Origin of the sequence: Streptosporangium sp. CA-115845, from assembly GCF_050943795.1 — a bacterium.
Classification (GTDB): domain Bacteria; phylum Actinomycetota; class Actinomycetes; order Streptosporangiales; family Streptosporangiaceae; genus Streptosporangium.
Genome location: NZ_CP191988.1, coordinates 2,042,878 through 2,054,760 on the forward strand (window position 1 = coordinate 2,042,878; position 11,883 = coordinate 2,054,760).

The 11,883-nt window shown below is 67.7% G+C and carries 6 protein-coding genes; 1 reads left to right on the forward strand and 5 read right to left on the reverse strand.

All coding sequences use genetic code 11. From position 1 onward, the window contains the following. Positions 1–89: 89 nt before the first annotated feature. From ACQP0P_RS11665 to ACQP0P_RS11675, 3 genes are read right to left on the reverse strand one after another with little or no spacing between them, the layout of a single operon-like run. Positions 90–1,175: an ABC transporter permease gene (locus ACQP0P_RS11665; RefSeq protein ID WP_433374746.1), complete on the reverse strand. Its 1,086-nt coding sequence runs from the start codon at positions 1,173–1,175 to the stop codon at positions 90–92. Next, on the reverse strand, positions 1,172–2,167 hold the full coding sequence (locus tag ACQP0P_RS11670; RefSeq protein WP_433374749.1) for an ABC transporter permease: 996 nt from the start codon (positions 2,165–2,167) through the stop codon (positions 1,172–1,174). The genes ACQP0P_RS11665 and ACQP0P_RS11670 overlap by 4 nt, the downstream gene beginning before the upstream one ends. Beyond that, on the reverse strand, positions 2,164–3,702 hold the full coding sequence (locus ACQP0P_RS11675) for a sugar ABC transporter ATP-binding protein (protein WP_433374752.1): 1,539 nt from the start codon (positions 3,700–3,702) through the stop codon (positions 2,164–2,166). The genes ACQP0P_RS11670 and ACQP0P_RS11675 overlap by 4 nt, the downstream gene beginning before the upstream one ends. Before the next feature lie 226 nt (positions 3,703–3,928). Between ACQP0P_RS11675 and ACQP0P_RS11680 the strand changes: the two genes are divergently transcribed. Beyond that, positions 3,929–5,011: a LacI family DNA-binding transcriptional regulator gene (locus ACQP0P_RS11680; protein WP_433374755.1), complete on the forward strand. Its 1,083-nt coding sequence runs from the start codon at positions 3,929–3,931 to the stop codon at positions 5,009–5,011. Here the strand turns inward: ACQP0P_RS11680 and ACQP0P_RS11685 are convergent. Both ACQP0P_RS11685 and ACQP0P_RS11690 read right to left on the reverse strand, forming a co-directional pair. Continuing rightward, positions 4,986–5,378: an acetyl-coenzyme A synthetase N-terminal domain-containing protein gene (locus tag ACQP0P_RS11685; RefSeq protein ID WP_433381827.1), complete on the reverse strand. Its 393-nt coding sequence runs from the start codon at positions 5,376–5,378 to the stop codon at positions 4,986–4,988. The genes ACQP0P_RS11680 and ACQP0P_RS11685 overlap by 26 nt on opposite strands. An 11-nt stretch (positions 5,379–5,389) precedes the next feature. Then, positions 5,390–11,764 carry an RHS repeat-associated core domain-containing protein gene (locus ACQP0P_RS11690; protein WP_433374757.1) on the reverse strand — a complete coding sequence of 2,125 codons (6,375 nt, stop codon included), beginning with the start codon at positions 11,762–11,764 and terminating at the stop codon, positions 5,390–5,392. Positions 11,765–11,883 lie beyond the last annotated feature (119 nt).

Below are 11,883 nucleotides of genomic sequence, written 5' to 3' on the forward strand. Positions count from 1 at the left end.
TGGATCAATCGGCGTCGTGGTCGGTGGGTAGTAGGAAATGAGACGTTTCAATCGGTTGTCGGTGGCCTTCCGATCCGGAGGTGGCTCGGTCAGGCGGCGGGCGCCTTCCGGCGTCGGAATGGCAGCAATCGGGCGAACGAACCGGGCATGGCGAACTGGCCGCGCAGTCCGTCGATGGCAAGTGCGGTGATGAGTACGCAGCCGAGCACCACCCGCTGGTAGGAGGCGTCGACACCGCCGCTGACCAGTAGGTCGTTGAGGACGCCGACCAGCAGCACCGCGGAGAACGTGCCGATCAGTGTGCCCTTGCCGCCCTTGAGGCTGCTGCCTCCGAGGACGACAGCGGCGATGACACGGAGCTCGAACCCGTCCTGGGCCGAACCGTCGGCCGTCCACACCCGGCTGATGTAGGTCAGTGCCCCGATGGCGACGCTGAATCCTATGACGGCGAAGATGAGCATCCGGATGCGGTTCACCGAGATGCCGCAGAATCGTGCCGCCTCCGGGGAAGAACCGAAAGCCACGATCCGGCGCCCCGTTGCCGTACGCCGCAGAAGCACCCAGATCGCGCCGTAGAAGACCACCATGATGAGGAATGGCAACGGGATACCGGCGATATTCAGCCCGCCGATCTTCACGAATGGCGAGCCGATCTCGCTGTAGGGCAACGTCTTGGGACCGTCCTGGGTGAGGACGTAGGCGATGCCGCGGAAGACGAAGAGCATCCCGAGCGTGGCGACGAACGGCGGCACCCGCAGTACCGTGACCAGCGTGCCGTTCACCGCGCCGCACGCCACGCCGGTGACCACCGCGACTGTTAGCGCCAGCCAGGTGCCGCCGGCCGCGTAGCCCATCAAGGTCGTCACCGAGACCAGCGCGAGTTGCCCACCGACCGACAGATCGAAGGTGCCGTTCATCACGGCGAGGGTCATCGCCGCGGCGACGATCCCCAGGTAGGCGCTTTCGCGCAACACCGACTGGAGATTGGCGACGGTGAGGAAGTCCGACGACAGCAGCGGCGAGACGGCGAGCAGGAGGAAGAGGACCGCGGTGATGCCCCAGGTCTCCCAGAGCGCGCCGATGCTGTGCTGCCGGGCCCAGCGGCGCCGGGTCCTCGTGGCCGGGGCGGGCGTCTGGGCGTCGGGCGCCGGCGGCAGGGCGAGGTCGGATGTCATCGAGGGCCTCCGCGGGGGGTGTTGCGCCGCATGGCCTGGATCGTCAGGGCGACGACAAGCAGCAGTCCGATGCTGATGCGCTGGTAGGCGGGCGGGGTGTTGAGCAGGTTGAGACCGTTGCGGATCGTCTCGATGAGCAATGCCCCGAGCAGTGTGCCGATGACCGACGCTCGGCCGCCGAGCAGGCTGGTGCCGCCGATCACCACGACCGTGATCGCGTCGAGTTCGAAGCCGAGCCCGAGCTGCCCTGAGCCCTTCTGCAGCTGGCTCGAGATGAGCAGGCCCCAAACTCCCCCCGCGGCGCCGACAATGACGTAGACGGCGGTCCGTACGCGGTCGACGGGGAGACCGGACATGCGCGCGGCCTCACGGTTCGAGCCGATCGCGCAGACCGACCGCCCGAAGCGGGTGCGGTTGACCACCCACCATGCGGCGAGCGCCGCCGCTACGGCGAGCACTACCGGCATCGGGACGCCGAAGACGCGTCCGGCGGCGAGAAACTTCAGGGTGGGCGAACTGACGATGGCGTCCCGGCCGCCGGTGTAGGCAAGTGAGACGCCGCGGACGATGACCAGCATCGCCATGGTGGCGATGAACGGGGTCACCCCAAGCTTCGTCACGACGAGGCCGTTGAACAGCCCGACCGCCGCGCCGACGAGCAGGCCGATCAGCATGGCGACACCGGCGGGGTGCCCACCCACGATCCAGGTGCACGCGACCGCTCCGGTCAGAGACACGGTGGAGCCGACCGACAGGTCGAACTCTCCCATCGCGATGCACAGCGTCATCGCCAGCCCCGGGATCGCGACGATCCCGGCGGCGACGATGACGTTGGTGAGGTTGTCGACGCTGAGGAACCGATCGGTCACGACCGTGAGCACGACAGCGAGCAGGACGAGCGGTACCGCCAGCGGTGCCCTCTCGATCGCCCGGCTGATGCGGACCCATAGGTCGGCTGTGCGGGGGCCTCGCGTCGGGGCGGCAGCGGTCATGCGGCGACTCCGATCCGGCGACCGGTGGTCGCGCAGGCGATTACGTTCTCCTCGGTGCGGTCTTCTCCCTCCAGGACGCCGACCACGCGACCTCTGGAGAGCACGACGATCCGATCGCTCGCGCCGAGCAGTTCCGGCAGGTCACTGCTCACCATGAGGACCGCCGCACCGGCGGCGGTGAGTTCGTTGACGAGCGCGTGGATCTCGGCCTTGGCGCCGATGTCGACGCCACGGGTCGGCTCGTTGAGGACCAGGACCCGCCCCCCTGGCGCGAGCGCCCGGCCGAGCAGCACCTTCTGCTGGTTGCCACCGGAGAGCTCGCTGATGAGCTGCTCAGGACCGGTGGCCCGTACGCGCAACCGGCCGGCGTACTCGGCATAGGTGCGCTCCTCGGCACGCCGGGAGAGCAGGCGGGCCAACCCGTGGCGCAGCCGCTCCAGCACGGTCACCGTGAGGTTCTGGCGGATCGACAGGTCGGGCAGGATGCCCGCACGCTTGCGGTCTTCGTGCAGGAAGCCGACACCCGCGGCGAGCGCGTCGGCCGGCGTCGCCGGGGCGTAGCGCCGGCCGTCGAGCTCCATGTGCCCCGCGCGCAGCGGCAGTGCGCCGAAGACCGCCTGTGTGAGTTCGGCCTGACCGGCACCCGCCACACCCCCGATGCCGACGATCTCGCCCGCGCGGACGTCGAGGTCGACGTCGCGCAGGAGTCGGCCGGCGCTCACTCCGACGAGGCGCAGGGCGACCTTGCCCTCGGCGACTGCCTCGCGGTGGAAGACAGCGCCGACGTCGCGCCCGACCATGAGCCGGACCAACTCGTCCTCGTCGGTGTCGGCGATGTCGAGCGTGCGGACGAGGCGGCCGTCGCGCAGCACGGTCGCGCGGTCGGCAACCGCGAAGACCTCCTCGAGACGATGACTCACGTAGACCACCGAGCGGCCCTCGTCGCGGAGCCGGCGGACCACATCGAGCAACCGCTCGACTTCCTCGTTGGACAGCGCCGCGGTCGGCTCGTCCATGACGATGACTCGGCCGTTGGTGCCGAGGGCCTTGGCGATCTCGACGAGCTGCTGCTCGGAGACGCTGAGATCGGCGACCTGCGCGTCAGGGTCGATGTCGACGCCCAGAATGTTGAACAGCTCTCGGCAGCCGGCACGCATCTCGCCGTAGCGGATGCCGCGGGACCACCGGGAGTGCGGCTCGCGTCCGGCGTAAACGTTCTCGGCGACCGTCAGGGCGGGAAAGAGGGTGAACTCCTGATAGATCACGGCGATGCCGTGGGCGAGCGCATCGCTGGGCCGGCGTGGCGCGTATGCCTTGCCGTGCAGCAGGACCGTACCGGCGCTGGGGCTGTGGACGCCGCCGAGTACCTTCAGCAAGGTCGACTTGCCGGCACCGTTCTCCCCGATCAGGGCGTGCACCTCACCGGCCTGCACATCGAGATCGACGCCGTCGAGCGCGCGAACCCCAGGAAACTCGACCGTGAGGCCGGTAACCTCCAGGACGCGCGTCGTGGCGGTGTCGACTGTAGGGCTCATTTGGGCGGGCTCCAAGTATCAACTTCGGATGTTTTGAATCGTTTCAAGGTCAACTAGACTGCGAAGTTAGGTCTGACCTCCAGCCCGCGTCAAGAGTCATATCGTCATCGGTCTGATAACGGCCGGAAACATGGGCGCCGCCTGACAGGCGAATCTGACTCAATAAGGGGGCCGGACCGTAGTGGCAGGCCCAGATATCGGCAGGCACAGACGAGATGAGGGAGACGTGAGCCGACCCCCGGTGAGCATCCGCGACGTTGCCAGCAAGGCCGGCGTGTCCGTCGGCACGGTCTCCAACGTTCTCAACCGCCCCGACATCGTCGCCGAATCGACCCGTCGGCGGGTCCTCGACGCGATCCGCGACCTCGGTTTCGTCCGTAACGAGTCGGCACGGCACCTGCGCGTCGGCCACAGCCGCACCGTCGGGCTGGTCGTCCTCGATGTGGCCAATCCGTTCTTCACCGATGTCGCGCGAGGTGTGGAGGACGCCGCCAGCGACGCGGGTCTCGCGGTCATCCTCTGCAACAGTGACGACGACCCCGCCAAGGAGTCTCGTTACCTCGACCTGCTGGAAGAGCAACGGGTGCAGGGAATCCTGATCACTCCGGTCACCGCGATCAACGATCGGTTGGAACACGTGCGTAGGCGCGGAACCCCGATCGTGCTGCTCGACCGCATGGCGACCGACGACACGCAGTGCTCGGTCGCCGTGAACGACGTGCTCGGTGGCGAGCTTGCCATCGGGCACCTACTCTCACAAGGACACGAGTACCTCGCGTTCGTCGGCGGACCGTTCACCATCCGCCAGGTCCAGGATCGACACCAGGGCGCCGTCCAGGCGATGCGGGCAGCAGGCCAGGACGCCGGCGAGCTGCGCACCGTCGAGAGCAGCGCGCTCAATGTCGCCGCCGGCCGGGACGCGGCCGCACGCCTTCTCGGAACGAGGCCCAGACCGACCGCCGTTTTCTGCGCCAACGACCTGCTCGCTCTCGGCGTGCTTCAGGAGATGACCCGCCGGGGTGTGCGGATTCCGAAGGAGTTCGCGATCGTCGGCTACGACGACATCGACTTCGCGGCCGCCGCCGCGGTGCCGCTCACCTCGGTCCGCCAGCCCCGGCAGTTACTCGGCCGGACCGCGGCGGAGCTGCTCATCGAGGAGGTGACCGAGGACAGCAGCCACCAGCACCGCCAGGTTGTCTTCGATCCGGAGTTGGTCGTACGGGATTCGAGCGACCGAACGATCGGCCGGTTGCCGCGGCGCCGCCGGCCCGGCAACAAGGGCGTCACCGCCACGCCATACCCCGCTTAATGGCTGAGGTGCTGTGGCATTGAAGGTGTGCCGAGCCGGCGGACTGTCTCTCCGTGCCGACCGCCTGTGCCCAGAGCGGGACGCCTGGCGCACGGTACTTCTGGTTCTGTCGCGTACCGGCGGCCGGCGGCGCGAGCGTGATGGCCGCCGTCGCCGCGGCCGGCCACGCGGTCTTGTCGGCGACGAACGTCGCCTTGGCCTGATCCCGGGTCGTGACGAACCTGGACGGCACCGAAGTGGCTCCGCTGACCACCGCCTCGACGTGCCGGTCCAGCGCGTTGTGGCAGGTGTTCAGCTCCCCGTCGGGGAACCACCGGTGTTCAGCCGGTGGTGCCTTGGGCGTGACCGCCTGGCGCCACGTCGCGATTCAAGCTCGACTCATCTGAATGCACACGTCGCTTCCATCGCAAGTAGCGCTACGCCAGTTTCGCCGCCTGAGGGAATAAGAGTCATGGCACCATATAGCAGCTTGGCGCGTGGATCCATATCGCAGTAAATGCTGTGTTGAACTTTGGCGATAACGTAAACAGTCGTTCCCACGACCGCGGCGCCATAGACCGCTTTCCGGAACGTTTCGCTTCTCTCGTAGTACCAATTGAACCAGCACATGGCGTCGATATCGCAACCGAGTCCGATGTCGATGATAGGTGGCGTGGGCCTCGCCAATTCGAGGGGCTCTTTTTCTGTCTTTCCTGGAGCCGGGGTTGTCGGGCACTGCCAGGCGGACGGGTCGCACTTCACGCCCGGAGCCACCGGCCCCAAGGGTCTCGGCCTGGCCGCGGCGATGCGGTCGCCAGGGCATTGCCAGGCGGACGGGTCGCATGTCACGCCGGGAGCCACCGGACCCAGCGGCCTGGGCCTGACCGGCTTTTTCGCCGTGCCGGAATACCTCCGGGATTTTGTCGTCGACTTATTGTTTCGCTTGCCCCACTTGATGTTCTTGACGGAGCCGCAGCCGTGCGGGCAGCCGGTTTTGGGAGAGTATCCGTAGCAGTCGAACTCCCTGCAGTCGGCAGGGATCAGGCCGGTGGGGTCGCTCAGCGTGACCGGTGAGTTGTTGGCATAGGAATAGCCGTTCCACTGCTGAGGTTGGGAGGTGTCCTGGATCGGGTCGAGCGAGACGAACCGGCCGATCGAGGGATCGTAGTCACGGGCTCCCACCCTGGTGAGTCCGGTCGCCTCGTTCATCGGTTTGTTGAGAAAGCCTCGGTTGTCAGGGTAGGAGCCGGCGGTGCCGCGGGGCGCCCCGTAGGGGGTGTACTGGCGCCAGAGGGGCGTCTGGGCGGTGCTGTTGAGATAGAGGACCGGCGTGCCGTGACGGTCGTCGACGGCGAAGCCGTAGGCGTTGCCGCCGCCGGTGCGGATGGCGTTACCGCCGCCGGGCAGCGGGTAGTGCCGGATCCCGCTGACGGTGCGGGTGGTGGTGTCGAGGGTGTGCTGCTGGTGCGGGAGGTACAGGGTGGTGGCGCCTGGATCCTTCTGCAGGAGCAGGTTGCCGTCCGCGTCGTAGACGAAGGTGCTGTCGCCGGAGGTGCTACCGGTGACGGACACGAGCTGGCTCGCCTCGTTGCGGACAAGGGTCTGTTCACCCTGGCCGGCACTGCGGCGGGTCATGTTGCCGGCGCTGTCGTAGGAGTAGGAGGTCCGAGCGGTGGCGCCTCCGGTGGTGCTGGTGCCGGTGAGGATGTGGGGCTGTGCTCCGCCGCTGCCGCCGTAGGTGTGGGTGGTGGTCGTGTCGGGGCCGCCGGAGGGGTCGTGCTGGATCTGCTTGGTCTGGTTGCCGAGCGGGTCGATCTCCCATTCGATCCAGTAGGCACTGGCCTCGCCGAGGTTGTCGCCGACCATGCCGTGAGCGTTGGCCGTCGGCGTGGACGAGCAGCCGTCGGTCGCGGTCCACGCCTTGGTGAGACGGGCCAGGGCGTCATAGCCGTAGCACTGGGTCTCCGAGGTGGCCGAGGAGCCCCAGCGGGCGCTGACCTGCCGGGTGACGTTCCCGGCGAGGTCGTAGTCGTAGACCTGCTTGTCGACCTCACTCGGCGTACCCGTCGCGCGGGTGAGGCGCTGTTCGGCGAGCCGGCCGGTGTGCGTGTCGAAGGTCCTCGTCACGTACGCGAGGCCGGCGGAGCCGCCGATGGTCTGCTGGTTGACCCGGCCCCACGCGTCATAGCTGAGGTTCTGTACGTAGCCGGCGAGGCTGCCGCCAAGGTTCTTGGGCAGGTCCAGCTGACCGGTGTACCCGTACACCAGGGTCTCCGCGGGGAGCCCGCCCTGGCCGCGGTAGGTGACCTTGGAGGGCATGCCGGAGTTGGGGGTGTAGATCCGCGCGACGTCGTAGGAACCGGCCAGCGGCCCTTCCCCCGACGGGATGACGATCGTCTCGCCGAGGGAGTTGCCGAAGACGTCGAAACCCTTCATCTGCCTGGTGTAGGCGGCACCCTCCCAGTAGGCGGTGGAGGTGGTCAGCCGCCCGATCGGGTGGGACATGCCGGATACGGCGCCGTCGGTGTTGTCGTACACCATCGAGGACAGCCGGTTGGACGCGGACTGCGAGCCGACCGGCGCGGCGTAGGAGCCGGTTCTGCGGCCGAGCCTGTCGTAGGTGTAGGAGACCGTCTTGCCCCGCGAGTCGGTGACCTCGACGAGATGGCCGTCGTCGTACTTCATGGTGCTGGTGCCGGCGTCGGGGTCCGACTTCTTCACCACCTGGCCGAGCAGGTCGTAGGTGGAGGCCCAGGTGTTGGACCCCGCGTCGGTGACGGTCGCCTGGTTGCCGTGTCCGTCGTATCCGTAGGCGCTGGACGTCGTCTCGCCGCCGGTTACGCCGAAGATCTCGGTGAAGGTGTTCTCGGGGGTGCGCAGTGTGGGAGGCGCGGTGTACTCCAGCACCCGGGAGGTGCGGCCCAGCGGGTCGATCACGGTCGTCTTGGCCACGCCGCCGGTCGGTGGGATGACGGTGGTGCGGTCACCGCTGTACACCGTCGTGGTGCTGGAGATCACCACCCCCCTGGAGGCGCGGGCGTCGATGATCGTCCTGCCCAGCCCGTCGTAGGTGTAGAGATTTTGATCGGTCACCACCGTTCTGAGGTCGGGGGCGGACACCAGGGTGGTGTTCGGCGTGGTGGTCGCATCCCACCAGCCGTTGTACGTGGCACGGACCCAGCCACGGCTGTCATAGAAGGTATCGGTCACCATTCGCCCGCCCTGCGGGGTCATGGACTGGTTCTGGCGGGTACGCAGCAGGCTGTCGTAGATGATGGTGGAGGTCCGGTAGCTCTGCGATTCGGTGAGCTCCTGGGTGGTGGTGGCGTTGATCCCGGTCTTCGATACCGAGTAGCCGAACTTGTAGTTCGCCGGTGAACTCAGCGGGCGGGAACGCAGCCACACCGCGACGCCGCGGCCGAGCGCGTCGTATCGCAGGTTGGTGACCACCCCGTTGGGGTCGGTGGTGGCCTGCTTCTGCCCGCGTACCGGGTTCACGACCGTCGAGGTGACATGGCCGAGCGGGTTCGTGACCGTCAGGCCGGTTGTCAGGCCGACGCTGTTCATCGTGTAGGCGGTGACGGTCTTGGCCTCGTCGTCCTCGCCCGCGTAGCTCGTGGTCACCCGGCCGTAGGAGTCATAGACGGATCGGTCGCCGGTCTGGTAGCCGAAGGAGCCGGATGTCCAGCCCGAGGCCCGCCGCGTCATCGTGACATCACCCTTGCTGGGCGCGGTGGTCTGCGGGAACGTCGTGGAGAAGGTGGGATCGTCATAGTACGACCGCTCGTTCGACACCACTTTCTCCGGGCGGTCGACGTTCGCCGGGGCCGTCAGCGTGTTGACGCTCCCGGGCACCGAGGCCGGCGTCCCCTGGGTGAAACCACCGCAGGCCACCGAGACCGTCTCCTGCTCGCTGATCAGGCCGACCAGGTTCTTGGTGGTGTTGACCGGTGCGTAGGTGTAGGTCGTGCACTGGTCGTAGGCGGGTTCGGCGGGCACGGTGTGGGTGTAGGTGTGCTTGAGCAGGCCGACGGTGGCGCTGTCGAGGTTCGCGTCGTAGGAGTGGTCGGTCTCCGTCAGCCGCCACGTCGTCGTCTCGCCGCCGGTGACCGCCTGCCGGGTGTAGGTCTTCACCGGTGCCACCCAGTTCGCCGTCAGCGCGGGCAGGCCGGTACGGGTACGTGTCGCGGTGGGTGATGACACCCAGTACGAGGTGATGGTGGAGTTGTCGACCGCCCCGCCCTCACCCCGGTACGACGTGGTCTCCAGCTCGCTGCCCGCCAGCTCGTTGACATCCTCGTGGACGCCGCCGGCGGAGTCGGTGAGGTTGACCACCGTGCTGTTGTTGTTCTTCGACATGCCGCGGTAGTAGGTGCTCTCCGTCAGCGTCCGTGGGTCGTTCACACCGTCGCCGACAAAGGTCTGCACCTTCCCGTACCCGCGGAACTGCCCGTAGCCGCGGTACTTGGCCTTGACCACCTCGTTGTCGTCGTAGTGCCATGCGGCGCCGTTCTGGTACCGGTAGCCGGTCGTGGAGGCCGGCGCGCCACCGGTGGGGTCGGTGACGACTACCCGGGTGACGGCGTACTTGTTGAACCAGTCCCGGATCGGAGCGGTGTAGCCGTCCGGGGTCCAGTGCACCGGATAACACGATGACGTGTTCGTCGCCGGATTCAGGGTCACCGGGGCGGTGCAGGGCACCGGACGCTCGTATTCGGCGGTGATCTGCGAACCGGTCTCGGTTGTGATCGTCTCGATCCGGTGCCGGTAGAACGGGTTCAGACCGTCCGACAGCGCGTCGACCCGGTTCTGCAGCTTGATCGAGGAAAAGGAGACCGAGGGCAGCGCGATCGGTGCGCTGGATCCGCCCGCGCCGGTGTCGTGACCGGTGCGTGTGATCGAGGCCAGCCACAACGTCGGGGAGTTGCCGTCACCGGTGGGCGGGACGGTGTGGCTCAGCGCGTAGGAGTCGACCTGCGCGTACTGCGACGTGGCCGTGGAGTACTGCTGTGTGCTGATCGAGGTGAGCCGGACTGTGGAGAAGAAGGATGGGCCCCACGCCTCACAGTTCTTCCCCTGGCCACAGACAAGGTCGTAGGGCACGTCGGGCCAGTTGGCCTTGGTCGAATCGTTGAGCGGCTGGCAGGAGCCGGACAGGCAGCGGTCACCTGTGCCGAACACGATCCGGTTGGGAGGCGTCCGGTAGGCGCCGCCGTCGGTGAAGCCGTAGTCGATGTGATCGAGGTGGCTGTCACGGATGTAGGCGACATCCGTCGCGCCCTTGTTACGGCCGTAGTAGTTGACGTCCTGCTTGTAGTAGTAGGCCATCGCGTTGCCGTGGACGTCCTTGACGTAGTCGAGGTTCCACCGGTAGGCCATCGTGCACACCGAGGAGGAGAAGCCCGACGAGTTGTAACAGGGGTCGCCGGAGTGCGGCGAGTACACCGGGATGTGATCCACCGAGTTCGTCGCGGCCTTGCCCGACGACCAGCCCGGCAGGTGGTTGCGCCCGAACTCGTACACCGTGCCGTCGCGCAGGACGACCTGCCAGTAGTCGGTGTTGTAGGTGCCGCTTCCATTGTTCGAGTTGGAGATCCGCGTCACGACCGAGCCGTCGTCGTGCGTCGGCTTCCACACCTTCTTGGTGGCATTCCAGACCAGCGAGGAGGACGCCCCGTTCAGCGACATGGTGAGGAGCGGCCCGCCGTAGCACCGGTCGGACGTGGCCACCGGTGACGGCTTACCTCCGGGATTGTCCTTGCACGACACGAAGGTCTGCTCGATGAACGACTGCGGTGTGCCCCACCCGTCCCCGGCCCACGACGCCTGCGCCGCGGTGGACGAGGTCTGCCCGTCCACGCTGCCCGAGTCATAGGACAGCGCCGCCTCGGGCACGAGCTTGGAGGTCGCCGGCGGTACCGTGATCGGGTAGGAGTACCTGAACGAGCCCGTGTTACCGCCTCCGGCCCACGAACCGGACGGCTTGAGGTCGGTGGCCGCGTACGTGCCGCCCTTGCCCCCCTCCTCTCCCGCGTCCGCCACCGCGGCCAGCACCACGGCGCCACCGGCGGTGTCCGTCGCGTCGAGGCCGACTCGCGCGGAGACGCTCTGGCTCGCGCCGTCATTGGCGGAATCCAGCGGTTCGGCCTTCTGACACTTCGGGTCCTCAGGAGTGGTCAGCACGCAGGCGGGCAGGCGCACGAGCCGCAGGCGCGACCCGTAGTTCCCGCCGAACGCCTGGGCGAACCCGCCGTAGTCCAGGCCCACCCGCACGGCGCCGCCTGTCGCGCTTCCCACCGGCGCGCCCGGGGCGACCGAGAAGAGCACACCGTTGATCCCGGCTGTCTTCGCGGTGGACCGGTCGAGGACCCGCACGTCAAGGCGTGCCGAGCCGGCGGACTGTCTCTCCGCGCCGACCGCCTGTGCCCAGAGCGGGACGCCTGGCGCACGGTACTTCTGGTTCTGTCGCGTACCGGCGGCCGGCGGTGCGAGCGTGATGGCCGCCGTCGCCGCGGCCGGCCACGCGGTCTTGTCGGCGACGAACGTCGCCTTGGCCTGATCCCGGGGTGTGACGAACCCGGACGGCACCGAGGTGGCTCCGCTGACCGCCGCCCCCGGAGAGGGGCGAGGCGGTGCCACCGCTTCGCGCTCTTCCTGACGTGCGACGGCCGGATCCGCGACCGCCATCGTCGCCGTCAGTGACGCGACCCCGACCCAGACCACAGCGGTGGAGAGCCGCCGTGCGAGACCGGTCCTCTGCTTCGAGCAAACCATGACCACCTACTCAGCCAAGTGAGCGAAACACGTCCATTGATTAAAGAAGGAAACCTGCGCCCACGAGAGGAAAAGAGCCGTTCATGACAGTCGTTTTCGGTGAGGCGCACAGGGAGAAA

What these genes read in the sequence shown, in the direction of transcription:
- ACQP0P_RS11670 (WP_433374749.1), bottom strand. Translation starts at nt 2,167, where the DNA reads ATGACCGCTGCCGCCCCGACGCGAGGCCCCCGCACAGCCGACCTATGG.
- ACQP0P_RS11675 (WP_433374752.1), bottom strand. Translation starts at nt 3,702, where the DNA reads ATGAGCCCTACAGTCGACACCGCCACGACGCGCGTCCTGGAGGTTACC.
- ACQP0P_RS11690 (WP_433374757.1), bottom strand. Translation starts at nt 11,764, where the DNA reads ATGGTTTGCTCGAAGCAGAGGACCGGTCTCGCACGGCGGCTCTCCACC.
- ACQP0P_RS11665 (WP_433374746.1), bottom strand. Translation starts at nt 1,175, where the DNA reads ATGACATCCGACCTCGCCCTGCCGCCGGCGCCCGACGCCCAGACGCCC.